Raw genomic sequence first — 22,869 nt, forward strand, 5'->3', positions numbered from 1 at the left:
CCTGCGGCCGGGAGTGGGGATTACAGCACCAGGCCGGCGATGGCCGCCGACAACAGGCTCACCAGCGTCGAGCCGTAAACCAGCTTCAGGCCAAAACGGGAAACCACGTTGCCTTGCTGCTCGTTCAGCCCCTTGATGGCGCCGGCGACGATGCCGATGGAGGCGAAGTTGGCGAACGACACCAGGAACACCGACAGAATGCCCAGCCCGCGAGGCGACAGCTCCGCCGCGATTTTCTTCAGCTCAATCATCGCCACGAATTCGTTGGCCACCAGTTTGGTCGCCATGATGCTGCCCGCCTTCAGGGCCTCCTCCGCCGGGATGCCGATCAGCCAGGCCAGCGGATAGAACACGTAGCCGAGGATTTGCTGGAAGCTGATGCCGAGCACTGCCGAGAACAGCGCATTGACGGCGGAGATCAGCGCGATAAAGCCGATCAGCATCGCCGCGATGATCATCGCAATTTTGAAGCCGGCCAGAATGTACTCGCCCAACATTTCGAAGAAGCTCTGATCTTCGTGCAGCTTGTTCAGCTTCAGCTCCGGCTCGTCTTCGACCTGATACGGGTTGATGATCGACAGGATGATGAAGGTGCTGAACATATTAAGGATCAACGCCGCTACCACGTACTGCGCGTCGATCATCGACATATAGGCGCCGACGATGGAGAGCGAAACCGTCGACATGGCGGTCGCGGCCATGGTGTACATGCGGCGCGGCGAGATGTCGCCGATGATGCCCTTGTAGGCGATGAAGTTCTCCGACTGCCCCAGCACCAGCGTGCTGACGGCGTTGAACGATTCCAGCTTGCCCATGCCGTTGACCTTGGACAGCAGGGTGCCCACCAGACGGATGATCAGCGGCAGGATGCGGAAATGCTGCAAAATGCCGATCAGGGCGGAAATAAAGATGATAGGGCACAAAACGCCGAGGAAGATAAACGCCAGGCCATCCTTGCTCATGCCGCCGAACACGAACTCCGACCCTTGGGCGGCGTAGGCGAGCAGGGTGTCGAAGAAGCCGGCGACGTGCTTGATCACGCTGAGCCCGCTGGCGGAGTGCAGGAAGAAGTAGGCCAGCGCGCCTTCGATCACCAACAGCTGGATGATATAGCGCAGGCGGATTTTCTTGCGATTATTGCTGACCAGCAGCGCCAGGGCGACGATCACCACCAGGGCCATAATAAATTGCAGAATTTGTGGCATAAACGGTCCGTACGGTTCACGGGCAGGAAAAAAACACATTTAGCCACAGCATCGCCGTCCTTTCATTACCTTGCGTGATAATTAGAACAAAATACTTATGGCATGCGGGATATCTTGCCGATTGTCATCCGCACGCGCTGCTCGGCAGTTTTTCATAAGCCCCCGACGTTCCTTAGTGGGCTGTCTTCCATGATGCCTGCCGGCTCGCAGCCTGATGCAACCACCGTCCCGCACGTTCAGGCGCCTGGAATCTGGCTCGCAATGGGCGATTTTTCCCGGCGCAAAGCGTGGTTTTCTCGGCTAAGGCGGAGAAACATGTTTGGGCAAGGCGCCGCGACCGGCGCGCATTTTATCGAACAAGGAGGCGAACGATGAATACCGGCATGTTGCTCAGGGCGCTGGCCAACGGCGTTAATCCCGACACCGGCGAGCTGTTGAAACCGGCTTCAGCGGCCTGCGCGCCGGAGGCTATCCGGCTGCTGTTCGCATTGGCCAGCGAGTTCGACGGCGAATCCGAACTGCAGAAAAAAGCCAGGTTGACGCCGGAGGAGAAGCGGCAGATGAATCTGGCCGAGGGCCGGCCGGCCAATGCCTGCTTCCCCTGGTCGGAAGAAGAAAAACTACGGCTGCGTGAGAGCCATGCGGCCGGGGCGACGCTGGAAGCGCTGAGTGATGAGTTTGAGCGCTCAACCTGGAGCATTGCGGTGCAGCTGCAGAAAATGGGGCTGATGGAGGAAGAGCAGGCGGCCGCCTATCGCTGATCTGCAGCCATAAAAAAGCCCGCTTGGCGCGGGCTTGATGGCGTGCGGAGCGGGATCACTCGATGTTCTGGATCTGCTCGCGCATCTGCTCGATCAACACCTTCAGCTCGATGGCGGAGGCGGTGACGTCGGCATTGATTGACTTGGAGGCCAGGGTGTTCGATTCGCGGTTGAATTCCTGCATCATAAAGTCGAGGCGGCGGCCGACGGCTTCTTTCTTCTTCAGGATGTTGTGCGTCTCTTTCACGTGCGCTTCCAGGCGGTCCAGCTCTTCGGCGACGTCGATGCGCTGCGCCATCAGCACCAGCTCTTGCTCCAGGCGGGTGTTTTCCAGCTGCACCTGCGCCTCTTCCAGCTTGCTGACCAGGCGCTCGCGCTGCCATTGCAGGATGTTCGGCATCTGGGCGCGCACTTTGACCACTTCGGCGCTGACGCCGTCGAGGCGCTGTTCGATCAGCGTTTTCAGCGCGGCGCCTTCGCTTTCGCGTGCGACGATAAAGTCATCCAGCGCGCCGTCCAGCGCCTGCATCAGCTCGGCGCTGATGGCGTCCAGATCCTGCTCCTGCGCGGACATCACGCCCGGCCAGCGCAGCACGTCGATCGGGTTGATTTCCCCTTCGTCGCTCTGCATTTTCACCCAGTTGGCGGCTTCGACCAGCTGTTTGGCCAGTTTTTCGTTCAGGATCAGCGAGCTTTGCGCGCTTGGATCCAGTTCGAAACGCAGGTTGCATTCGACTTTGCCGCGGGTCAGGCGGCCACGGATACGTTCACGGATCACCGGCTCCAGGCTGCGGAATTGTTCCGGCAGGCGGATGTAGGTTTCTAAGTAGCGCTGGTTAACGGAACGCAGCTCCCAGGCTGCGCTGCCCCATTCACCCTTGATTTCACGCCGGGCGTAGGCGGTCATGCTGCGGATCATTGATGCGTACCCGTAATAGGAAAAGATGGGGCGATTATAGCGTCGCGGCTGCGGGCAGGATAGGCATTACGTCACGAAGCCCGTATAATGCGCAGCCAATAGTTGATTTGAAGCCGGAGAGAGCCCATGCGTCCTGCAGGCAGAGCACCACAGCAAGTTCGCCCCTTGACACTGACCCGTCACTATACCAAACACGCTGAAGGTTCAGTGCTGGTTGAGTTTGGCGATACCAAAGTCTTGTGCACCGCCACGGTAGAAGAGGGCGTTCCGCGCTTCCTGAAAGGCCAGGGGCAAGGTTGGATCACCGCCGAGTACGGCATGCTGCCGCGCTCCACCCACAGCCGCAACGCCCGTGAAGCCGCCAAAGGCAAACAGGGTGGCCGCACGCTGGAGATCCAGCGCCTGATCGCTCGCTCGCTGCGCGCCGCGGTGGATCTGAAAAAGCTCGGTGAATTCACCATCACCCTCGACTGCGACGTACTGCAGGCCGACGGCGGCACCCGCACCGCTTCCATCTCCGGTGCCTGCGTGGCGCTGGCCGACGCGCTGAACACGCTGGTGGCCAACGGCAAGCTGAAAGCCAATCCGATGAAGGGCATGGTGGCGGCGGTTTCCGTCGGCATCGTCAATGGCGAAGCGCTGTGCGATCTGGAGTATGTGGAAGATTCCGCGGCGGAAACCGACATGAACGTAGTGATGATGGAAGACGGCCGCATGATTGAAGTGCAGGGCACCGCCGAAGGCGAGCCGTTCAGCCACGATGAGCTGTTGGCGCTGTTGGCGCTGGCCCGAGGGGGCATCGAAACCATCTTCCAGGCGCAGAAAGCGGCGCTGGCGGACTGATTTTTCAAGGCGACTGAGAAGTCGCCTTTTTTATGCCCGGCGATCGGGCGGCAGTAATGACAAGACCCAAGCAGATTCAGACGAGGAGAAGCAGTAATGAAAGCCTATCAGCGCCAGTTTATCGAGTTCGCGCTTAACAAGCAGGTATTGAAATTCGGCGAGTTCACCCTGAAATCCGGCCGCACCAGCCCGTATTTCTTCAACGCCGGCCTGTTTAATACCGGGCGCGATCTTGCGCTGTTGGGGCGCTTCTACGCTGAAGCCCTGATGGATTCCGGCATCGATTTCGATCTGCTGTTTGGCCCGGCCTATAAAGGCATTCCTATCGCCACCACCACGGCGGTGGCGCTGGCGGAACACCATGAGCGCGACGTGCCTTACTGCTTTAACCGCAAGGAGGCCAAGACTCACGGCGAAGGCGGTTCGCTGGTGGGCAGCCCGCTGCAGGGGCGCGTGATGCTGGTGGACGATGTGATCACCGCCGGCACCGCGATCCGCGAGTCGATGGAAATCATCGGCGCCAGCGGCGCTTCGCTGGCGGGCGTGCTGATCTCCCTCGACCGTCAGGAACGCGGCCGCGCGGATATCTCCGCCATTCAGGAAGTGGAGCGCGACTATCACTGCAAGGTGATTTCAATCGTCACGCTGAAGGATCTGATCGCCTATCTGGAAGAGAAACCGGAGATGGCGGACCACCTGGCGGCGGTACGCGCTTACCGCGAGCAGTACGGGGTATAAATAACAACGCCGGGCATGCCCGGCGTGTTCGTTATTGCAGCTGTGCCGCCAACAGCGGCCAGCGGGCGTCGAATTCCTGTGTGGGGCGATAGCGGAATTCCGAACGCACATAGCGCGACAACATGCCTTCGCAGAAGGCCAGCAGCTGGCTGGCCAACAGAGTTTCATCGACGATAAAGCCTTTGCCTTCGCGCAATTTGCGCTCTTTCAGCACCTGACGCAGCTGCGCCTCGATGCGTTCGAACAGCTGGTTGATGCGGCCCTGCAGGCGATCCTGTTCAAACATCAGCGCGTGGCCGGTCATGATGCGCGTCAGCCCCGGGTTGCGTTCCGCAAAGCCCAGAATCAGCAGTAAAATCAGGCGCAGACGATTGAACGTCTCTTTCTCGTCCTGCAAGATCAGGTTGATGCGGGTGATCAGGCTGTCTTCGATAAACTCGATCAGACTGTCGAACATCCGTGTCTTGCTGGGGAAATGCCGGTACAGCGCAGCTTCAGAAACACCCACGTTTGCGGCGAGCTTGGCGGTGGTGATGCGTTGGCTGCCGTCGCTGGATTCCAGCATCTGGGCTAACGCCTGCAATATTTCCTCGCGCCGATTCCTTTTCGTATTTTCTTTTTCTGCCATGTCTGATTAGACCCTTGCTAAAACTTAACTGACGGAAACCCGGGCACCGGCCGCTGCAGAGCAGGCTCTGTGCGGCTTATGTGATAGCTTTTTTACGATGCTGGGGTCAGCGGCCTTAACGGCCTTTTTCCGCGCTGCCTGGTGTGCGCTGCAATTGTCGCGGTAAAACCTTGCCGCAGAGACATCCCTCTCCCCGGAAAGCAAGGTTCAGGCGACGTTTCCCTGCCGGCCCTCGTGCATTGGGTGGCGCTTAGTGGCGCCCCGAGTGGCCGAAGCCGCCTTCGCCGCGTTCGCTGCTGTCGAACTCTTCTACCAGGTTGAATTCGGCCTGCACCACCGGCACGAAGACCATCTGCGCGATGCGTTCGCCTGGCTCGATGGTGAAGTGCTTCTGGCCGCGGTTCCAAACGGACACCATCAGCTGGCCCTGATAATCGGAGTCGATCAGGCCGACCAGGTTGCCCAGCACGACGCCGTGCTTATGGCCGAGGCCTGAGCGCGGCAGGATCACCGCCGCCAGGCCGGCGTCGGCGATGTGGATCGCGAGGCCGGTAGGCAGCAGCGTGGTTTCACCCGGCGCCAGCTCTACCGCGCTATCCAGACAGGCGCGCAGGTCGAGACCGGCGGAGCCCGGCGTAGCGTAGGTCGGTAGCGGGAAATCCTGACCGATGCGCGGGTCGAGGATCTTAACGTCGATTTTTTTCATCATAACGGCTGACTATCTCGTCTATTAAACGTTGGCCAAGGAGTGCCTTGTCGCTCAGCGCCAGGCGCTTTTCTCCATCCTGCCAAAAAAGGTGCAGGGCATTGGTGTCGCTGTTGAACCCGTGCTCTGCAAGCGAAACATCGTTAGCGCAAATCAAATCCAGCTTCTTACGCGCCAGTTTTTGCCGCGCGTATTCTTCCACATTCTGGGTTTCGGCGGCAAACCCCACGACAAACGGTCGATTTTTGGTCATCGCCGCCACGCCGGCGACGATATCGGGGTTTTTTACCATCTTGAGGACGATTTCATCACCCTGTTTTTTTATTTTTTCATCGGCGATCCGCTCGGGACGGTAGTCAGCCACGGCGGCGCAGGAGATGAAAATCTGCTGCTGAGCGGCGCGCTGTTGCACCGCCTGCTCCATCTCCAGCGCGCTGGTGACGTCCACGCGTGTGACCTTCGGCGGCGTCGGCAGGCTCACCGGCCCGGCGATCAGCGTCACCTGCGCGCCGCGGGCGGCGGCGGCGCGGGCGATGGCGAAGCCCATTTTGCCGGAGCTGTGATTGCTGATGAAGCGTACCGGATCCAGCGCTTCGCGCGTCGGGCCGGCGGTGATCATAACCTGCAAATGTTGCAGATCCTGCGGGGCGGAGAAATGACCGTTCGCCAGCTCGACGATGTCCAACGGATCCAGCATGCGACCCGGGCCGACGTCGCCGCAGGCCTGGCTGCCGCTGTCCGGCCCCCAGAGCAGCATGCCGCGCGCCTGCAGCGTTTGCAGGTTGGCCTGCGTGGCGGCGGCGCGATACATCTGCTGGTTCATGGCGGGGGCGGCGGCGATAGGGGCGTCGGTCGCCAGGCAGACGGTAGTCAGCAGATCGTTGGCCATGCCGGCGGCGACGCGCGCCAGCAGATCGGCGGTCGCCGGCGCCAGAATCACCAGATCCGCCCATTTGCCGAGTTCGATGTGGCCCATGGCGGCTTCGGCGGCGGGATCCAACAGATCGTCGGACACCGGATGGCCGGAAACGGCCTGCAGCGTCAGCGGCGTAATGAACGCCTTGGCGGCGTGGGTCATCACCACGCGCACTTCTGCGCCTCTGTCGCGCAGGCGGCGCACCAGCTCTGGGCATTTGTAGGCGGCGATGCCGCCGCTGATGCCAAGCACAATATGTTTGCCGGAAAGTCCCGTCATCATCATTGTCCGATTGAAAGCCGAAAGATGCGCCATTTTAGCATATCCGCCGTTCAGGTGAGTGATTCCGCAATGGCTGCAGGGCGTTACATTGTGCTTTGCGAAACACTTCGCAATGTTATCAAACACCTGTCGAACGCGCCGGGCGGCGCGTGGCATGCTGTAGCCCTTTCAGGGAGGAACACGATGAGCAACCCGACTGTGGCGTGCTGGCCGGGCGCGCTGGCGCCGCGTGAAAAGCTGTTGATGCAGGGGGCCGCGGCGCTGTCCGACGCGGAGCTGTTGGCCATTTTCTTGCGCACCGGGTTGCCCGGCGTGCACGTGATGCAGCTGGCGGAGCAGCTGCTGCGCCGGTTCGGCTCGCTTTACCACCTGATGTCGGCCGATCATCAGGCGTTTTGCAGTCAAAAAGGCCTGGGCGACGCCAGCTATACGCAGCTGCAGGCGATTGCCGAGCTGGCGCTGCGCTTCTTTTCCAGCCATTTGTCGCAGGAAAACGCCATGCTCAATCCGCGCGTCACCCAGCATTATCTGCAAAGCCTGCTGGCGCATCGCGAGCGAGAGGTCTTTTTGGTATTGTTTTTAGACAATCAGCACCGGGTTATTCGCCATCAGGAGATGTTTGCTGGTACCATCAGCAGCGTCGTCGTCTACCCGAGAGAAATTGTGCGTGAAGCGTTGAAGGCTAATGCCGCCGCGCTGATTCTCGCGCATAATCACCCTTCGGGTAAGGCTGAACCCAGTCATGCCGACCGTTTAATAACGGAACAGGTGGTGAAAGCCTGTCAGTTATTGGAGATCCGAGTGCTTGATCATTTGGTGATCGGTCGAGGTGAATGCGTCTCTTTTGCCGAGCGCGGATGGCTTTAAGCGATTTTTTCGCGATCCTTGTGGGATCTTTAGCTGTTCGGGACTTGAGCACTTACGCTTCAGAGCGTATACTACGCCACCTTTGAGAATCTTGGGTTTGGCGCAAGAGCCTATCTCAGCAGGTTTCTGACCTGATGTGTGGTTTCTACCTGATGACGAGAGTCTCCTCAGTATGAAGTTTGCTGAGATGGGCTCTAAAAGCCTGACGAGGCGGCCATACCCTATACGAAGCTCGAGCTGATTTGATTTTTGGAGAATAGACATGTCCCGAGTCTGCCAAGTTACTGGCAAGCGCCCGGTGAGCGGTAACAACCGTTCCCACGCAATGAACGCGACCAAACGCCGTTTTCTGCCTAACCTGCACTCACACCGTTTTTGGGTTGAGGCTGAGAAGCGCTTTGTAACTCTGCGTGTATCTGCTAAAGGTATGCGTGTTATCGATAAGAAGGGTATTGAGACGGTTCTGGCCGATCTGCGTGCCCGTGGTGAGAAGTATTAAGGAACTGAATCATGGCTAAAGGTGTTCGCGAGAAGATCAAGCTGGTTTCTTCTGCTGGTACTGGTCACTTCTATACCACCACGAAGAACAAGCGTACTAAGCCGGAAAAATTGGAACTGAAGAAATTCGATCCAGTTGTCCGTCAGCACGTAGTATACAAAGAAGCTAAAATTAAATAATTTTAGTGGATTAATGAAAAACCCGGCCTTGGCCGGGTTTTTTGTTTTATAAAGGGTAGAAAACGTCGGAGGGGAAGCCAGATGCCTGAATTACCGGAAGTTGAGACGAGCAGACGCGGTATAGAGCCTTATCTTGTCGGCCACAGCATTCAGTATGCGGTGGTGCGCAACGCGCGCCTGCGCTGGCCGGTTTCCGAACAGATCCTGACGCTGAGCGATCGGCCGGTGCTCAGCGTGCAGCGCCGGGCCAAATACCTGCTGATCGAGCTGGAGAACGGTTGGATTATCGTGCACCTGGGCATGTCGGGCAGCCTGCGCATGCTGCGCGAGGAAAACGAAGACGAGGCCGGCAAACACGACCACGTCGATCTGGTGATCAGCAACGGCATGATCCTGCGCTATACCGATCCGCGCCGTTTCGGCGCCTGGCTGTGGTGCGAAGACCTGGCGACCAGCAGCGTGTTGGCGCATCTGGGGCCGGAACCGCTGAGCGAAGCGTTCAACGGCGACTACCTGTATGAAAAATCACGCAATAAGCGCACGCTGATCAAACCGTGGCTGATGGATAACAAGCTGGTGGTCGGCGTCGGTAACATTTACGCCAGCGAATCGCTGTTCAGCGCCGGGATCCTGCCCGATCGTCCGGCGGGCTCGTTGAGCAAAGCCGAAGCGGAACTGCTGGCGAAGACCATCAAGGCGGTGTTGCAGCGCTCTATCGAGCAGGGTGGCACGACATTGCGCGACTTTTTGCAGTCGGACGGCAAACCGGGGTATTTCGCGCAGGAGTTGCAGGTTTACGGGCGGGCGGGAGAACCTTGCCGCGCGTGCGGCACGCCGATCGAATCCGCCAAGCACGGGCAGCGCAGCACCTTCTTTTGCCGGCGCTGCCAGCGCTGAGCATCACTCGGCGGCGAGCTTCGCCATCAGCGCTTGCGTCACCACATCAGGCAGGAAAGGCGCAATATCGCCGCCGTGACGCGCGACCTCCTTCACCAGTGAGGAGGAGATGAACGACCACTCTTCGGAAGGCATCAGGAACACGCTTTCCAGCGTCGGCATCAAATGGCGGTTCATGTTCGCCAGCTGCAGTTCGTATTCAAAGTCAGACACCGCACGCAGGCCGCGCACCAGGATGTTGGCATTCTGGTGAGCGGCAAAGTGCGCCATCAGCTCGCTGAAGCCCAGTACTTCCACATTGTCCAGATGCGAGGTGACCTGCGTCGCCAACGCCACGCGCTCATCCAGGCTAAACAGCGGCTTTTTGCTTGGGCTGGCGGCGATGGCCAGAATCACGTGATCGAACATCAGCGACGCGCGCGTCACTAAATCCAGGTGGCCGTTGGTCATGGGATCGAACGTCCCGGGATAGATGGCTTTGCTGGTCATGATTCACTTCTCTGAGTAGTTGCGGCCCAATGCCCATAATGCGGCATATTTATTGAAGGTATATTGCGCGTTGACCACCGCCAACAGCAACCCCTGTTTGCCATCCAGGAAGCCGGCGCGCAGCAGCCAGGTTTTGACGAAGGCGCCGAGCGTGTGGGTCAGGATAGACAGATAGCCGCAACGCTTGCCGGCTCGATGACGCTGTGTGGCCCACTCTTCGGCATAGCGCAGCTGTTTGCGCTGGAAGGCGAAGAAGTCGCGGCAGGTCAGGTGCAGCATATCGCCGCTGAGGGGGATGACTTTGGCGTCGCCGATGTTCAGCGACTCGTGCACCAGATCGTCGTTATAGCGATAGCGTGGGTTGGCGTACAGGCGGTTGACGCGGTCGGGATACCAGCCGCTGTGGCGCATGAAGCGGCCAAGGAACAGGTTGCGCCGCGCACAGCTGTAGACGGCGCCGTCGTCCGGTGCGTTCAACACCCGTTCGATGGATTGCCGCAGTTCGGGCGTGACGCGTTCGTCGGCGTCGATCATCAAAACGTAGTCATGGCTGGCGTAGCTTTGCGCCAGCTGACGCTGCTTGCCGAATCCTTGCCAGTCGGTGTGCGTGAAGACTTTGGCGCCCAGGCTTTCGGCGACGGCGACGCTGTCGTCCTCGCTGCCGGAGTCCAGCACGATGATTTCATCGGCCCACTCGACCGAGCGCAGACAGTCCGGCAACAGCCCGGCTTCGTTTTTGGCGATCATCACCACCGACAGGCTTTTGCGGCTGCTCATTCAGTGGCTCCGGGGCGGCAGATGCGGTTCAAGCAGCTGCAGCAGGCGCTGCAACGCTCCCTGATTCTGATACAGCACTTCCACCGCATGGCGGCCGTAGTAGCGACGGTAATCTTCGTCAGTCAACAGGGTTTCCACTTCCTTCACCAGCGAATCCACGTCGGCCACGGTGATCAGGCCTTCGGCCTGCGAGAGCTTGGCGCAGATGTCTTTAAAGTTGAAGGTATGCGGACCCATCAGCACCGGGATGGCGTGCGCGGCGGCTTCCAGCGGGTTGTGCCCGCCGCGTTCCACCAGGCTGCCGCCGACAAAGGCCAGATCGGCGATGCCGTACAGCAGCATCAGTTCGCCCATGGTATCGCCGATCACCACTTGGGTGCTGCCAGACGGGATTTCGCCGCTGCTGCGCAGGGTGTAGCTGAAGCCGGCTTTCTGCACCAGCTCCTTGGCGGTCGGGAAGCGTTCCGGGTGACGCGGCACCAGGATCAGCAGCAGGTCGGGGTGTTTTTCCAGCAGCTTGCGGTGCGCTTCCAGCAGGATGGTTTCTTCACCGTCATGGGTGCTGGTGGCGATCCACACCGGGCGGCGCGGCGCCCATTGGCGGCGCAGCGTAACGGCGCGGGCGGCCAGTTCCGGGGTGACGGAGATATCGAATTTCAGGCTGCCGGTTACGGCCAGCTGCGAGCGTTTCAGGCCCAGTTCGATAAACCGATCGCCGTCTTCCTGGTTCTGTGCGGCGATCAGCGTAATGCGGCGCAGCATATCGCGCATGAATCCGCCAATTTTCTTATAGCCGGCGGCGGAGCGGGCCGACAGGCGCGCATTGGCGATCACCAGGGGGATTTGCCGCTGATGCAGCGCGTTGATCAGGTTAGGCCACAGCTCGGTTTCCATGATGATCACCAGCTTGGGATTCACCTGGTCGAGGAAGCGGTTCATGGAACCGGGCAGATCGTAGGGCAGATAGACATGATGCACGTCTTTGCCGAAAGCGGACTGGACGCGTTCTGAACCTGTAGGGGTCATTGTGGTCACAGTTATCGGCAAAGCGGGGTAACGATGGCGCAGCGCCCGCACCAGCGGGATGGCCGCCAGCGTTTCGCCGACGGAGACGGAATGCAGCATGATGCCGCCCGGCACGACTTTCCCGGCGCAGAAGCCATAGCGTTCCGCCCAGCGTTTACGGTAGGCTGGAGCTTTGCGGCTGCGCAGCAGTAAGCGGAGCCAGATCAGGGGTTGGATGAGGTAGAGTAGTACCTGATATAAACGCAGCAACATTCTATCAATTTCATTTATATGGGTTATTCGGAATAGTACCATAACTGGAAGGGAAAGGCGCTAATTTGGTAACCTTGGGTGTCAGTTTCAGACAACCGGCGAGCGATTTCGCCGATAGGCTCGGAATGAAGAATATTTTAATTATTCGCCGCGACAACATCGGCGATCTTGTTTGCACCACGCCTCTGATTGAAGGGGTGAAAATTGCCTATCCAGACGCAAAAGTTTATCTGCTGATCAATAAAGTCAGCCAGGACGTTGTTAAAAACAACCCTCATCTCGAGAAAGTCTTTGTCTATAAAAAGGCCAAGCACAAGGCGAAAAATGAAACGACGTTGGGCGTTTATTTCGAACGTCTGATGATCTTCCTGAAGCTGCGCAAAATAAAGTTCGATGCGGTCATTCTGGCCAACCCGGTGCCATGCAAATACAGCCTGCGTTTAGCGAAAATGGCCGGCGCTACCCATATCATCGGCGCCGATCTGGGCACGAAAGATATTCATCGCCCGTTCCGCAAGGACGATTTCCGCGGCCTCCATCAGGTCGAACACACCTACAGCTATTTATCGGCGATCACCGATCAATCCATTCCGATCCCGCCGGTGCGGGTATTCCTGACGCCTGAAGAGCGGCAATTGGCGGCGCAGCGGCTGCAGGAACGTCTGCCGTCGGTCGAACGGGTATGCGCCGTGCATATCAGCAGCCGCAGCCCGAAAAGACGCTGGCCGGTTGAACGCTATGCCGAAATCATCAACCGTCTGACCGCCGATCCCCACACCGGCGTGCTGATCTTTTGGTCGCCGCAGGGCACGCTGGCGCCGGACGACGTCGGCGATCAGCAGCGCGCCGAACAGCTGCTGGCGCTGTGCCAAAACGAACGCGTCGCGCTTTATCCGACGGCGTCGGTGCGCGAGCTGTTGGGCGGGTTTGATTTATGCGACCGGGTGCTGTGCAGCGACGGTGGGCAGATGCATCTTGCCGCTGCGTTGAATAAGGACATGGTGGTGTTCTTTGGCGATACCGATAAAACGTCCTGGCATCCATGGACCGGCCGTCATCATATTTTGCAGAGCGAGTCGGGGCACTGTGAAGATGTTTCTGTCGATGAGGTTTGGCAGAAAATGCAGGCGCTCAACTAACGAAGAAAATAAGGCAGGCATCCCCTGCCTTATTTATTTTTTTATTATTTTTCTTTCAGCTCAATATATTGATGGCAAATAGGCTCAAGCCCGTAGCTCAGCAATTGCTGTTGATTTATCTGTGGCGGGTTGGCGTAAATTTCCGCCATTTTTTCTGCCAGCGACGCTTCGTTTAATTCCGCCAACGCGTTAGCCATGCCGGCTTTTTCCAGAATTTCCGCAGGGCCGCCCGGACAGCGGGTGCTGACCACCGGCGTGTCGCACAACAGCGATTCTACCAGCACATTGCCAAACCCTTCGCTATCGGAGCTGAGCACCAACAGCGAGGCATGGCGGATAAACGGATAGGGATTGGTCTGGAAACCGAGGAACAGCACGCGCTCTGCGATGCCCAAGTCTGCCGCCAGACGCTTGACCTCGGCGACGCGGGCGTCATCCCCGGTGCCGATCAAGGCCAGCGGCGCCTGAATGCCGGAGAGCGCATAGGCTTTCAGCAGGCGGTCATGCCGCTTGGTGGCGTGAAAGCGGCCGACGTGCACCAGATAGTCCTGGCCGGCCAGTTCGCAAGGCGCCGCCGCCTGTTGCCGAATGGCGTCGATGTCGAACGGATTGTTGATGACCGCCAGGCGGCGCGGGCGGATCGGCAAGTTCCGCTGCAGATCGTCGCCGACCGCCTGTGAAACGGCGACGATATTTCTCCCCTGGTAAACGTTGGCGATTTTGCGTTGCTTCAGACAGCGATCCAGACCCTTGCGGTGGCCGAGGTAGGAGGTGGAGAGAATGCCGTGAATGCAGAACCACAGACGGTCCGAAGCCAGCCGCTTGCTGCGGCTGACGATGCGATCGGTTTTATGCAGGTTGGAGAACACCAGATCGAACGCACCGCGTTGGCGCTCGTGTTCGGCTATCGCGCGATCCAGCGCGGCGGCGCGGCGCGGCAACTCGGTCAGCTTGCGCCAGGGGGCACGGCTGCGATCGGCTACCACCTGATAATCAATGCCTGACGGGATAGGGTAATTGCAGACGTCGCGCAGCGAGATCAGACTGACGTCATGCCCCTGTTGCTGCATGCCCTGACACAGGGTCAGCACCACTTTTTCCGCGCCGCCGCCCGGCAGACCATCGATGATCATCAGAATACGCATAGCTAATCCAGTAACCGGTTATAGAGGGAAATCAGCTGTTCGGACAGATGCGCCGGCGTAGCGGTCATAATGCGCAATCTCGCCGCTTCGCCCATGGATGAGCCCAGCGCTTGGCGCGGCAGTGCCCGAATAGCCTCCGTGATGGCCGGTACATCGAGCGCGTCGGTCACGAAGCCGTTCTGGCCTGGGGTGATAAACTCGGCGCCGCCGCAGGTGGTGCTGGTGATAACCGGCAGGCCGCATGACATGGCTTCCAGAATCACATTCGGGAATGGATCGTACAGCGTCGGCAGCAGCAGCGCGTCCGCGGCCTGATAGAACGGCAGGGTCTGTTTCTGCACGCCCATAAAGTGAATGCGATCGCCGCAGCCCAGCGACTGCGCCAGCGCCCGATAGCGTTTTTCGGCTTTGTCTTTACCGACCACCAGGAGGTGGCTGTCGGTCGCCGCCACGGCGCGGATGGCGGCGGCCAGGCCTTTGCGCTCAAAGCCGGAGCCGACGAAGATCAGGCAGTGCGCCTGTTGCGGGATCTGATATTGCTCGCGCAGACGTTGACGCTGGGCCTCGTCGGCGGGCGGGAATTTTTGATTGTCGATGGCGTTATAGATCACCGTGATCTTGTCGGCGGGCACGCCAAAGTCGGCGATGATTTCCTGCTTGATCATCTCGGCGTTGCAGATGACGGCTTTCAGCTCGGGCGCGGCGTACATGGCGCGTTCGGCGCACATCACATAGCGGTGATAGCGATTGGAGAACAGCCACTTGCGGCGCCATTCCGGCAGCAGCCGCGCGCGTTGCAGCAGCCAGCGGCGGTGTACGCCGTCGCCGGCGCGATAGATGTCGCAGCCGGGAATGCGCTCGTGGCTTTGCACCAGATCGAAGCGCTCTTTCTGCCACAGCGCTCTGGCCGCCACGGCGAAGCCCCGTTCGCGGCTGATGCGGCCGAGCTTTAATGGATTGCACAGGTGGATATGCCAGTTGGGATTGGCGTCACCCTGCCATTCGCGAGTGATGACGTTCAGATCGAGATCCTGTTGCTCCAGCGCTTCCAGGGCGCGGGAAACGAAACGTTCGGCTCCGCCGTCCGGGCGGTATTTTTGGCGAACGATCGCCAAACGAAATGCTTTCATGCCAGCGTGCTCCGCGCGGCTGCAATCACCGCGTCTGTAGGAATAAGGTCGAGATACCGTTCGTCGGTGCCGGTATCGATGGCGTCCGGATCGGGCAGTTCGCCGAAGTCGCCGGCCCAGATCACGGCGCCGGTAGCTTGCCACGGCCGCCAGAAAGTCAGCTTGGAAGGGCCGAACAGCGCCACGCACGGCGTTTGCAGCGCGGCGGCCATGTGCATAGGCACTGAATCCACGCCGATAAACAGTTTGGCGTGGTCGATCAGGGCGGCCAGTTGGCGCAGCGTCAGCTGGCCGGCCAACGAGATCACACCCTGTGGCGGGCAGAGCGCCAAAATGCGCTCGACCATGGCTTGTTCTCTGGCGTCGGGGCCGGAGGTGATCACCAACTGGTGGCCGTCGGCCTGCAAGGCGGTGAGGGTGGCGGCCATTTTCTCTTCGCTCCAGCATTTGAAGAACCAGCGCGAGGTGGGCTGCACCACAATATAACCGCCGGCGACGCCCTGTTTCTGCAACCGTTGCTCACAAGCCTGCCAATCCTGTGGATCGTAACTCATGGTCACATGTTCATTGAGCGCGGGCAGGTTCAGCGGCGCCAGCAGCGAAAGATTCTGTTCGACGGTATGCAGGTGGGCGTGATTGTCGACCGGCACCAGCTGCGTATGGCAATGGCGCCACAGGAAGCCGCGGCGTTTGGGGAAATCGAAGCCCAGACGGATACGCGCACCGGTCAGGCGCGTGAGGATGGCGCTGCGCCACTGATCGGCCAGGTTGACCACCAGATCGTAGCGTTGCGCCTTCAGGCGACGCAGCAGCGCCAGTTCGTGCCCCAGATGCGCGCGGGCGCCCTGTTTTTTCCATTGACGGTCGATGGCGAACAGCGTCGACAGTTCCGGATTACTGGACAGCATCTCCTGCGTTTCCTGATACAGCAGCACATCGATCTGCGCCTGCGGGTAGTTTTGCCGCAGGCTGCTGATGACCGGCGTGACCAGCAGCATATCGCCGTGATGGCGCAGTTTTATGATCAAAATACGCTGTACGGATGGGGCGGAAGTTGGGGCTGGCGCGTCGTTCATCATGGGTCGCTTTCTGGGAAACCAATCTTTGATTCTAAATGACACGATCGCATGTGGCTACTGTTGCAAGGTTTTCTTGCCTGGTCGTAAAAAAATCGCCGAGCCGGGGACGAATGCGCTTCAACGTTGTCCAAACCAGGCAGCAAAGTCGTTTGCCCTGGCGAAACGGCCTGCGTAACATAGTGCATTCTGTTGATATCAGGCTCGATATTCATGACTAAACCGGCGTTTCTCATCACCATTGATACCGAAGGCGATAATCTGTGGCAAAACCACGATCGCATCGCGACCGAAAACACGCGTTTCTTGCCGCGCTTTCAGGCATTGTGCGAAAAATACGCCTTCAAACCGGTTTATCTCACCAACTATGAAATGGCGGTGGACCCGGCTTATGTCGAGTTCGCGCGCGACGTGATCGCTCGTGGCACGGGTGAAGTGGGCATGCACCTGCATGCCTGGAACAGCCCGCCGCTAGCGCCGCTCACCGACGACGACTGGCGCCACAAGCCTTATTTGATCGAGTATCCCGCCGATCAGATCCGCGCCAAGGTCGATCACATGACCAAGCTGCTGGAAGACGCCTTCCAGACCAAAATGCTCAGTCATCGCGCCGGCCGTTGGGCGTTCAACGAATATTATGCCTCGCTGCTGCTGGAATACGGCTATCAGGTGGACTGTTCGGTGACACCGCGGGTCAACTGGCAGTTTTCGCCGGGCAATCCGCAGGGCGACGGCGGCACAGATTACAGCCGGTTCCCGTCGCAGGCCTATTTCATCGATCCGCAGAACATCGCCAAACCGGGCGCTTCGTCGCTGCTGGAAGTGCCGATGAGCATCCAGTACAAGCATTCGGCGCTGATGAATGCCTTCAAGCAGGGCTATGACCGGCTGCGCGGCAAGCGGCGTTCGCCGTCCGTCAACTGGCTGCGGCCGAGTGGCGGCAATGTGGCCAAGATGATAAGCGTGGCTGAGGCATCGCTGGCGCAGGGGCATGACTACGTTGAATTCATGCTGCACTCCTCCGAATTTATGCCGGGCGGCAGCCCGACGTTCAAAACCGAGCAGGATATCGAAGGGCTGTACCGCGATCTGGAGCAGCTGTTTGACTGGCTGCAGCAGCGCACGGTGGGCATGACGCTGGCCGAGTATTATCAACTTAAAGCGAATTAAACCAATATGTCGAAACAATGGAAAGTCAAGCTGGCTAACGCTTGTCTCCGGTTTTATACGAAGTTTGGCGGTAACTACAAAGATAAGCGCTCGTTTGATAAAAATCGCGATTTTGAGCGCATTGCTATTTTTTCGACAACCGCGTTGGGCGATTTGATGTTCAATACCCCGGCGATCCGTGCGATCCGTGAACGTTATCCCCGCGCTAAACTCACGTTGGTATCCAGCTACAAGAATGGCGGTTTAGTCGGAACCAGCAGCTATTTTTCCGACGTCATTTATTGGGATCACAAAGCCAAGGATATGCTCGGTGTCATCCGTCGATTGAAAAAGAATCGCCCGCAGTTGGCGGTGATACTGCATTCGAAAGCGCCCTATGATGTTATCACGGCGATATGTTCCGGCTGCGAGTACTTATTTAAAGATGTCTATAAAAACGATTTGAGCGGTATGGAGCAGTGGTTGACCGGCATCAGCATTCGCGATCGAGGCCACCTGATTCAACGCAAGCTGGATCTGGTTAGCCAATTGGGATGCGATGCGCAGAATCGGGAAATGTTTATTCCGGTAGATTTTCCTCAACAGCCGAAACCATTGGGCAAGGTGGTGATTGGTTTTCAAATGGGGGCTTCTGAGCCCTTGCGTTGTTGGCCGGTTAGCCACTTTATCGGCCTGGCGAAAATGTTGCTGGCGCATTCGACGGAGTATCAAATTACCTTGATCGGTGCACCAAAAGAGCAAGTGATAGAGCGTGAATTTATGGCGGGTTTAACGGCGGAAGAACAGAGTCGGGTGGCCAGTTATATTGGCAAAACGACGTTGCCGCAATTGTTGGGGGTGATGGACAATATGGATGTGCTGGTTACCGGTGATACCGGGCCATTGCATTTGGCCATTGCGCTGAAAACCAAAACTGTCAGCCTGTTCGTGACCGCCGATCCGAAACAAACGGGTCCTTATCAGAACCCTGAGCTGCATCAGGTCATGCACGTACCGACGGAGACGCAGCAACTGAGCGATATACAGCGCCGGCAACCTTTAAGCATTATCACCAGTCAGAAGGTAATGGAGAAGGTCATGTTGAGTCTCGGTGCCGCATAAGATTGCTGAAAATCCGGGGCGGCCTATAGAACCGCCCCGGGCAGTTAACCGGCGTTGGCTTTCACTCTGGTCGTCATGATCACCGCCAACGGGAACCAGAATAAGTACCAGGATTCAGACGGATTACCTACCACGAACATCCCCTGCGATGTGTAAAACAGCAGAATAAAGATAAACAGCGCGGCTTCCAGACGCATGCCGTCGCGCAGGCGCCGCAGGGCCAGCAAGCCGCTATAGCTCAATACCGCCATGAACAGTGCCAGACCCACGATACCGCCTTTCAGTAACGCGCCCCAATAGAGACTGTGGGTGGTGCGTATATACTCACCGGAATAATTGGTGAAAGACAGCTCATAGTTGAATCCATAACCAAAGTAAGGACTTTGGCCGACCAGCTCGAAAATATGGTGCCAGATGCTCAGGCGAAGGGAGCTTTGGGTATACATTTCTTCGAAACGGGTCAGCAGCAATTGCCCTATTTCTGAAGATAAAATAACTGCACTAACCGCGACCAGCGCGATGAGAAAATAAGCGGCGTGCTTCAGTTTTAAGTGCCTATAGGATTGCGTGACCAGCAAGGCAATAAGCAGGGAAATCATCGGTCCGCGACTTTGGGTCAGCAGCATGGTGCCGAGCAGAATGGGTATGACGGCCAGAATAACCAGGCGCCGCTTCTCGCGAAATACGATCAGGCTGAGGAAGATGCCGATCCCTGCCATCCCCGCTAAATCAATGACGTTTCCGGGACCCGGATTGCTTTTCGAGACCTGCCGGCTGACTAGAATTTCTTGGTGATCAAAAACGAGCGAATACAGGCACAGGAGAGTGAGCCCCAGCGTGATGACGGTAAACAGCAAATCGCGTTTTGCGCCGTTAAGCACGCTGATCAGCATGGACAGATAAAGCAGCAGGTAAACGCTGTGCGTCAGGGTTGATTCGATATTGGCCGGATCGTTAGACCAAAGATTGCTGAAAGCGAAGTAGCATAACATCGCTGCAATCAGACCCAGCCCGCGGCGGACTTCATGATTCAGCGAAAAGGTTAGCCGAAGATCTGCATTGCGATACAGCGCGATCGTGAAAAAAATTGCGGCAAGGTGAAACAGATTATTCACTTTTGTATAGCCACAAAAAATAGCGCTGAAAAAAGAAAACAGAAACAGGAACACGACATAAAGTTGCCGTGGCTGAAAAGCGTTATTTGAAAATTTCATCGGGATTGATCTTGTCGAAAATGTCATTGCTGACTGCGCTGGCGACAGAAAGGTTCTTTACCATGATGTTCTTGGCTTTCATCATTTTGCTGGCATGGCTCAGCGACGGCATGATCAGACTGGTGATCTTGTCCTCCAACTCGGTTGGCAGCTTATTTTCCGCTGCTTCATAAAAACGGGGTTGGTGAAAGTTGTTCATATCCAACCCAATGATATACACCTGTTCGAAACCCAAGAACGTTAGAATTTGCAGCGCCCAGTAGGCGACAGTGCCAGCATCGAAGACGCCGTGGCGAATGTCGTGGCTAAAAGCGATATCCTGTCTGTCGGCGGCAAACGTGACGTTATTGTTATCGTGATAGGCCGCCCACAGTTCTTTGTTGACTATTCTGGCTTGGTAGATTTTAAAGGCGGCATCTTCAATCACTGCCAAACGGCACTTCACTTTCTCCAGGCTGAATCTGTCGATGATTTTAGCCACGCCGTGCACCGTCGTAAAAAGCGTCAGGCGAGAGTCGGTGATGATATCGCCGATTATTTCCGCCTTTTTATCGATAAAACCCATATCAACAATGACATAGAATCTAAAATCTACCTGATCATGCAGATAATAGGCGCCGTTAACGCCCATGGCAGGCATGGCCGGGAATTTTTCCAGGTGGAGATTCTTCACCGAGGGGCCGGTGGCAGTCAGCAATATATCGCCAGAGAAACGCGCTTTCAGATCGGCCAATTGCACGAGCGGCACGCGCTGCCGACGGTAATTCAACTCGACGATCTCTCCGCTGGCGGCACGTTTTATCTTGACGTAAGGCCAGAGGTTTTCGTTATGCCTATAAGGGCGCGCATGCGTATAACGATATATTTGCTTGAAGAATGTTCCCATTATACCGGCACCCTGTCGTGAATCAGCGTCATCACCTTCTGAGCGGAAATGTCTGCCATGCTGTTGCTCTGCTCTGGCCGACAGGCGTATTGATTTTGCCCGTAGCCGCCGATCAGACCGGGATCGGTCGGCCCGAACAGCGTGATGTTCGGTTTGTCGAGCGCGGCGGTCAAATGGCTGAGTCCGGTGTCGACCGAGACCACGCCCCTGGCGCCGGCCAGCACCTCGGCCACCTGCTGCAGGCTGAGCTTCGGCAGCACTTCGACATGTGAAAAACCTTCCGCCAAGCGCAGCGCGCGCTGATGTTCATGCTCTGCGCCCCACGGCAGTTTGATCTTCAGCCCGCTGTCCGCCGTCAGTGAGATCAGCTCACGCCAGTTTTGCTCCGGCCAATGCTTATCGTCACGGGTTGTCGCGTGCAAAAACACCAAATACTGCCCGGCATCGGCCGGCGGGCGGCTGAGAAAGCGTGCGGCGATGGCGTAATCGCCGTAGCTGCCTGGCTTGTCGTAGCCAAGGCTTTTGGCGAACAGTTCGCGCGTGCGCTCCACCGCGTGCTGCTGCTTGTCTATCTCATGGCGCACATTGTAGAACCAGCTGGCGAACGGTTCGCGCGCGCTCTTGCAGTCCGGGCCATGTTTGTTGCCTTTGGCGATGCGCGTGATTAGCGCGGCGCTTTTGATCAGGCCCTGCGCGTCGATCACCACGTCGTAACGGCGTTCTTGCAGCGCGCGTTTGAAGTCGCAGCGCTGTTGCCGAGTGTCGTTGCCGAACCAATTTTTTCGCCAGCGGCGAATGGCCACCGGGATCACGCGATCTACCGCCGGGTGCCAGGTGGGGATTTGGCTGAAGCCTTCTTCCACCACCCAGTCGAAGCGGATATCGGGAATGGCCTGCAGCGCGTCGGTCAGGGCGGGCAGTGTATGCAGCACGTCCCCCATCGAGGAGGTTTTTACAATTAACACCTGCATGATTATTCCTCGCTGGCGACAAGTAACGGCGTCAGCGCGTCCAACACTTGCTGCGGCTGAATATCGATCAAACTTTGGTGGTATCCCTGCTCGGCATCGCCCTTACGCACCTTGTGGTAGCCGCTGATCAAGCGAATGACCCGCGCCTTGTCGGAAAGCGGCGGCGTGAAGTCGGGGCTGCTTGGGCCGTACAAGGCTATCAGCGGTTTGTTCAACGCTGCGGCAACGTGCATTAAACCGGAGTCGTTGCTGACCACCGCCCGGCAGGCTGCGATCAGGATAACTGCTTGCTCCAGCTGGGTTTTTCCGGCCAGGTTAAGGCAGAAATCGCGGGCGTCTTCCTGCAGCGCGGCGCGGATCTGTTCGCCGGCCTCATGGTCTTTCGCCGAACCGAACAGCGCGATTTGATAGCCGCTCTCGATCAGCCGTTGTGCCAGCGCCGCGTAGTGATAGTGCGGCCAGCGCTTGGCGGGACCGAATTCTGCGCCCGGGCAGAAGCCGACGATCGGGCGGCTGTCGGTCAGGTTGAAGGCCGCGGTGGTGTCGGCGATCTCTTCGTCGCTCACCTGCAGCCGCGGCCACAGCAGCGGCTGCGGCAGATCGTCGGCGCGCTGAATGCGCCCTTTGTCATAGGCCAGCGCCACATAGCGTTGCACCATCAGCGGGAAGGCGGCCTTGTCGAGCACGCGGACATCGTTCAGCAGGCCGTAACGCATTTCGCCCCGCCAACCGGTGCGCTGCGGGATATCGGCGAAGAAGGGCACCAGCGCGGATTTGAACGAGTTGGGCAGAACGTAAGCGCGATCGTAACGGTTGGCGCGCAGAGCGCGCCCCAGGCGGCGGCGCTCGCCGAGCCCCAGCGCGCCGTGGCCCAGCGGCATCGCCAGCGCCTGATTGACTTCCGGCATGCGCGCCAGCAACGGGCGGCACCAGGCCGGCGCCATCACATCGATCTCCGCCGACGGGTATTCGGCCTTCAGGGTGCGATAGAGACTTTGCGACATCATCATGTCGCCAACCCAAGAAGGGCCGATAACCAGTATTTTCATACCC

General features: G+C 58.2%; 25 protein-coding genes. 10 read left to right on the forward strand and 15 right to left on the reverse strand.

From position 1 onward, the window contains the following. Positions 1-20: 20 nt before the first annotated feature. The gene (locus ACMGGK_RS24200) at positions 21-1,205 is read right to left on the reverse strand and encodes a NupC/NupG family nucleoside CNT transporter (RefSeq protein WP_028128070.1); all 1,185 of its coding nucleotides are present in this window, start codon (positions 1,203-1,205) and stop codon (positions 21-23) included. 371 nt (positions 1,206-1,576) lie between these two features. On the opposite strand from ACMGGK_RS24200, the gene ACMGGK_RS24205 reads away from it, so the two are divergent. Next, the gene (locus tag ACMGGK_RS24205) at positions 1,577-1,966 is read left to right on the forward strand and encodes a hypothetical protein (RefSeq protein ID WP_016929655.1); all 390 of its coding nucleotides are present in this window, start codon (positions 1,577-1,579) and stop codon (positions 1,964-1,966) included. Positions 1,967-2,021: 55 nt separating this feature from the next. Here the strand turns inward: ACMGGK_RS24205 and ACMGGK_RS24210 are convergent, their stop codons facing one another. Next, positions 2,022-2,885, reverse strand: a complete 864-nt coding sequence (locus ACMGGK_RS24210) for a YicC/YloC family endoribonuclease (protein ID WP_015379441.1) — start codon at positions 2,883-2,885, stop codon at positions 2,022-2,024. Positions 2,886-3,011: 126 nt separating this feature from the next. On the opposite strand from ACMGGK_RS24210, the gene rph reads away from it, so the two are divergent. Then, positions 3,012-3,728, forward strand: a complete 717-nt coding sequence (gene rph, locus ACMGGK_RS24215) for a ribonuclease PH (protein ID WP_025160305.1) — start codon at positions 3,012-3,014, stop codon at positions 3,726-3,728. A gap of 96 nt (positions 3,729-3,824) precedes the next feature. Next, entirely contained in the window at positions 3,825-4,466 is a 642-nt protein-coding gene (pyrE, locus tag ACMGGK_RS24220; protein ID WP_004931204.1) for an orotate phosphoribosyltransferase, read from the forward strand. Positions 4,467-4,497: 31 nt separating this feature from the next. Here the strand turns inward: pyrE and slmA are convergent, their stop codons facing one another. From slmA to coaBC, 3 genes are all read right to left on the reverse strand, one after another. Further along, positions 4,498-5,094 (reverse strand): nucleoid occlusion factor SlmA, encoded by a 597-nt coding sequence (slmA, locus tag ACMGGK_RS24225; RefSeq protein ID WP_025304700.1) that lies wholly within the window; start codon positions 5,092-5,094, stop codon positions 4,498-4,500. A gap of 250 nt (positions 5,095-5,344) precedes the next feature. After that, entirely contained in the window at positions 5,345-5,803 is a 459-nt protein-coding gene (gene dut / locus ACMGGK_RS24230; protein WP_016929680.1) for a dUTP diphosphatase, read from the reverse strand. Continuing rightward, complete coding sequence (gene coaBC / locus ACMGGK_RS24235) at positions 5,781-6,998, reverse strand: bifunctional phosphopantothenoylcysteine decarboxylase/phosphopantothenate--cysteine ligase CoaBC (protein WP_033634306.1); 1,218 nt, start codon at positions 6,996-6,998, stop codon at positions 5,781-5,783. Before coaBC ends, dut begins: the two co-directional genes overlap by 23 nt. 183 nt (positions 6,999-7,181) lie before the next feature. On the opposite strand from coaBC, the gene radC reads away from it, so the two are divergent. The 4 genes from radC (at position 7,182) to mutM (ending at position 9,440) form a co-directional block, all read left to right on the forward strand. Beyond that, a complete protein-coding gene (gene radC, locus ACMGGK_RS24240; protein ID WP_016929682.1) occupies positions 7,182-7,865 on the forward strand; it encodes a RadC family protein in 684 nt (227 codons plus the stop codon). A gap of 262 nt (positions 7,866-8,127) precedes the next feature. Further along, a complete protein-coding gene (gene rpmB, locus ACMGGK_RS24245; RefSeq protein ID WP_004931195.1) occupies positions 8,128-8,364 on the forward strand; it encodes a 50S ribosomal protein L28 in 237 nt (78 codons plus the stop codon). A gap of 11 nt (positions 8,365-8,375) precedes the next feature. Next, on the forward strand, positions 8,376-8,543 hold the full coding sequence (gene rpmG / locus ACMGGK_RS24250; RefSeq protein ID WP_002442576.1) for a 50S ribosomal protein L33: 168 nt from the start codon (positions 8,376-8,378) through the stop codon (positions 8,541-8,543). Positions 8,544-8,624: 81 nt separating this feature from the next. Beyond that, the gene (gene mutM / locus ACMGGK_RS24255) at positions 8,625-9,440 is read left to right on the forward strand and encodes a bifunctional DNA-formamidopyrimidine glycosylase/DNA-(apurinic or apyrimidinic site) lyase (protein WP_028128080.1); all 816 of its coding nucleotides are present in this window, start codon (positions 8,625-8,627) and stop codon (positions 9,438-9,440) included. A 3-nt stretch (positions 9,441-9,443) separates the two neighbouring features. Here the strand turns inward: mutM and coaD are convergent, their stop codons facing one another. The 3 genes from coaD to waaA are packed head-to-tail and all read right to left on the reverse strand — an operon-like array spanning position 9,444 to position 11,984. Then, positions 9,444-9,929: a pantetheine-phosphate adenylyltransferase gene (coaD, locus tag ACMGGK_RS24260; protein WP_004931181.1), complete on the reverse strand. Its 486-nt coding sequence runs from the start codon at positions 9,927-9,929 to the stop codon at positions 9,444-9,446. Positions 9,930-9,932: 3 nt separating this feature from the next. After that, the gene (locus tag ACMGGK_RS24265; RefSeq protein WP_016929684.1) at positions 9,933-10,706 is read right to left on the reverse strand and encodes a glycosyltransferase family 2 protein; all 774 of its coding nucleotides are present in this window, start codon (positions 10,704-10,706) and stop codon (positions 9,933-9,935) included. Next, a complete protein-coding gene (waaA, locus tag ACMGGK_RS24270; protein WP_016929685.1) occupies positions 10,707-11,984 on the reverse strand; it encodes a lipid IV(A) 3-deoxy-D-manno-octulosonic acid transferase in 1,278 nt (425 codons plus the stop codon). It abuts the gene before it with no gap. A 125-nt stretch (positions 11,985-12,109) separates the two neighbouring features. Between waaA and ACMGGK_RS24275 the strand changes: the two genes are divergently transcribed. After that, entirely contained in the window at positions 12,110-13,123 is a 1,014-nt protein-coding gene (locus ACMGGK_RS24275) for a glycosyltransferase family 9 protein (protein ID WP_016929686.1), read from the forward strand. A 44-nt stretch (positions 13,124-13,167) separates the two neighbouring features. Here ACMGGK_RS24275 and ACMGGK_RS24280 read toward each other — a convergent pair whose 3' ends face one another. From ACMGGK_RS24280 to rfaQ, 3 genes are read right to left on the reverse strand one after another with little or no spacing between them, the layout of a single operon-like run. Next, complete coding sequence (locus ACMGGK_RS24280) at positions 13,168-14,268, reverse strand: glycosyltransferase (RefSeq protein ID WP_420277397.1); 1,101 nt, start codon at positions 14,266-14,268, stop codon at positions 13,168-13,170. A 2-nt stretch (positions 14,269-14,270) separates the two neighbouring features. After that, positions 14,271-15,398, reverse strand: coding sequence for a glycosyltransferase family 4 protein (locus ACMGGK_RS24285; protein ID WP_016929688.1), 1,128 nt, complete (start codon positions 15,396-15,398; stop codon positions 14,271-14,273). Further along, entirely contained in the window at positions 15,395-16,477 is a 1,083-nt protein-coding gene (gene rfaQ, locus ACMGGK_RS24290; RefSeq protein ID WP_420277399.1) for a putative lipopolysaccharide heptosyltransferase III, read from the reverse strand. The genes ACMGGK_RS24285 and rfaQ overlap by 4 nt, the downstream gene beginning before the upstream one ends. Before the next feature lie 210 nt (positions 16,478-16,687). Here rfaQ and ACMGGK_RS24295 point away from each other — a divergent pair, with 210 nt between their 5' ends. Together ACMGGK_RS24295 and ACMGGK_RS24300 are read left to right on the forward strand one after the other, a co-directional pair. After that, positions 16,688-17,644, forward strand: a complete 957-nt coding sequence (locus tag ACMGGK_RS24295; RefSeq protein WP_016929690.1) for a polysaccharide deacetylase family protein — start codon at positions 16,688-16,690, stop codon at positions 17,642-17,644. A gap of 6 nt (positions 17,645-17,650) precedes the next feature. Next, a complete protein-coding gene (locus ACMGGK_RS24300; protein ID WP_049299569.1) occupies positions 17,651-18,745 on the forward strand; it encodes a glycosyltransferase family 9 protein in 1,095 nt (364 codons plus the stop codon). A 44-nt stretch (positions 18,746-18,789) separates the two neighbouring features. Here ACMGGK_RS24300 and ACMGGK_RS24305 read toward each other — a convergent pair whose 3' ends face one another. From ACMGGK_RS24305 to rfaF, 4 genes are read right to left on the reverse strand one after another with little or no spacing between them, the layout of a single operon-like run. After that, a complete protein-coding gene (locus tag ACMGGK_RS24305) occupies positions 18,790-19,959 on the reverse strand; it encodes an O-antigen ligase family protein (RefSeq protein ID WP_028128082.1) in 1,170 nt (389 codons plus the stop codon). After that, on the reverse strand, positions 19,943-20,845 hold the full coding sequence (locus ACMGGK_RS24310; RefSeq protein WP_028128083.1) for a sugar glycosyltransferase: 903 nt from the start codon (positions 20,843-20,845) through the stop codon (positions 19,943-19,945). The genes ACMGGK_RS24305 and ACMGGK_RS24310 overlap by 17 nt, the downstream gene beginning before the upstream one ends. Next, entirely contained in the window at positions 20,845-21,816 is a 972-nt protein-coding gene (gene rfaC / locus ACMGGK_RS24315) for a lipopolysaccharide heptosyltransferase RfaC (RefSeq protein ID WP_016929694.1), read from the reverse strand. Before rfaC ends, ACMGGK_RS24310 begins: the two co-directional genes overlap by 1 nt. A gap of 2 nt (positions 21,817-21,818) precedes the next feature. Beyond that, complete coding sequence (gene rfaF / locus ACMGGK_RS24320) at positions 21,819-22,865, reverse strand: ADP-heptose--LPS heptosyltransferase RfaF (protein ID WP_016929695.1); 1,047 nt, start codon at positions 22,863-22,865, stop codon at positions 21,819-21,821. Between the last annotated feature and the right edge of the window lie 4 nt (positions 22,866-22,869).

Origin of the sequence: Serratia sp. BNK-33-b (genome assembly GCF_048684565.1) — a bacterium.
In the GTDB taxonomy this organism is placed as follows: Bacteria; Pseudomonadota; Gammaproteobacteria; order Enterobacterales; family Enterobacteriaceae; genus Serratia; species Serratia marcescens.

Coding starts and splice junctions, on each gene's coding strand:
- ACMGGK_RS24200 (WP_028128070.1), bottom strand. CDS start 1,205: ATGCCACAAATTCTGCAATTTATTATGGCCCTGGTGGTGATCGTCGCC.
- ACMGGK_RS24205 (WP_016929655.1), top strand. CDS start 1,577: ATGAATACCGGCATGTTGCTCAGGGCGCTGGCCAACGGCGTTAATCCC.
- ACMGGK_RS24210 (WP_015379441.1), bottom strand. CDS start 2,885: ATGATCCGCAGCATGACCGCCTACGCCCGGCGTGAAATCAAGGGTGAA.
- rph (WP_025160305.1), top strand. CDS start 3,012: ATGCGTCCTGCAGGCAGAGCACCACAGCAAGTTCGCCCCTTGACACTG.
- pyrE (WP_004931204.1), top strand. CDS start 3,825: ATGAAAGCCTATCAGCGCCAGTTTATCGAGTTCGCGCTTAACAAGCAG.
- slmA (WP_025304700.1), bottom strand. CDS start 5,094: ATGGCAGAAAAAGAAAATACGAAAAGGAATCGGCGCGAGGAAATATTG.
- dut (WP_016929680.1), bottom strand. CDS start 5,803: ATGATGAAAAAAATCGACGTTAAGATCCTCGACCCGCGCATCGGTCAG.
- coaBC (WP_033634306.1), bottom strand. CDS start 6,998: ATGATGACGGGACTTTCCGGCAAACATATTGTGCTTGGCATCAGCGGC.
- radC (WP_016929682.1), top strand. CDS start 7,182: ATGAGCAACCCGACTGTGGCGTGCTGGCCGGGCGCGCTGGCGCCGCGT.
- rpmB (WP_004931195.1), top strand. CDS start 8,128: ATGTCCCGAGTCTGCCAAGTTACTGGCAAGCGCCCGGTGAGCGGTAAC.
- rpmG (WP_002442576.1), top strand. CDS start 8,376: ATGGCTAAAGGTGTTCGCGAGAAGATCAAGCTGGTTTCTTCTGCTGGT.
- mutM (WP_028128080.1), top strand. CDS start 8,625: ATGCCTGAATTACCGGAAGTTGAGACGAGCAGACGCGGTATAGAGCCT.
- coaD (WP_004931181.1), bottom strand. CDS start 9,929: ATGACCAGCAAAGCCATCTATCCCGGGACGTTCGATCCCATGACCAAC.
- ACMGGK_RS24265 (WP_016929684.1), bottom strand. CDS start 10,706: ATGAGCAGCCGCAAAAGCCTGTCGGTGGTGATGATCGCCAAAAACGAA.
- waaA (WP_016929685.1), bottom strand. CDS start 11,984: ATGTTGCTGCGTTTATATCAGGTACTACTCTACCTCATCCAACCCCTG.
- ACMGGK_RS24275 (WP_016929686.1), top strand. CDS start 12,110: ATGAAGAATATTTTAATTATTCGCCGCGACAACATCGGCGATCTTGTT.
- ACMGGK_RS24280 (WP_420277397.1), bottom strand. CDS start 14,268: ATGCGTATTCTGATGATCATCGATGGTCTGCCGGGCGGCGGCGCGGAA.
- ACMGGK_RS24285 (WP_016929688.1), bottom strand. CDS start 15,398: ATGAAAGCATTTCGTTTGGCGATCGTTCGCCAAAAATACCGCCCGGAC.
- rfaQ (WP_420277399.1), bottom strand. CDS start 16,477: ATGATGAACGACGCGCCAGCCCCAACTTCCGCCCCATCCGTACAGCGT.
- ACMGGK_RS24295 (WP_016929690.1), top strand. CDS start 16,688: ATGACTAAACCGGCGTTTCTCATCACCATTGATACCGAAGGCGATAAT.
- ACMGGK_RS24300 (WP_049299569.1), top strand. CDS start 17,651: ATGTCGAAACAATGGAAAGTCAAGCTGGCTAACGCTTGTCTCCGGTTT.
- ACMGGK_RS24305 (WP_028128082.1), bottom strand. CDS start 19,959: ATGAAATTTTCAAATAACGCTTTTCAGCCACGGCAACTTTATGTCGTG.
- ACMGGK_RS24310 (WP_028128083.1), bottom strand. CDS start 20,845: ATGGGAACATTCTTCAAGCAAATATATCGTTATACGCATGCGCGCCCT.
- rfaC (WP_016929694.1), bottom strand. CDS start 21,816: ATGCAGGTGTTAATTGTAAAAACCTCCTCGATGGGGGACGTGCTGCAT.
- rfaF (WP_016929695.1), bottom strand. CDS start 22,865: ATGAAAATACTGGTTATCGGCCCTTCTTGGGTTGGCGACATGATGATG.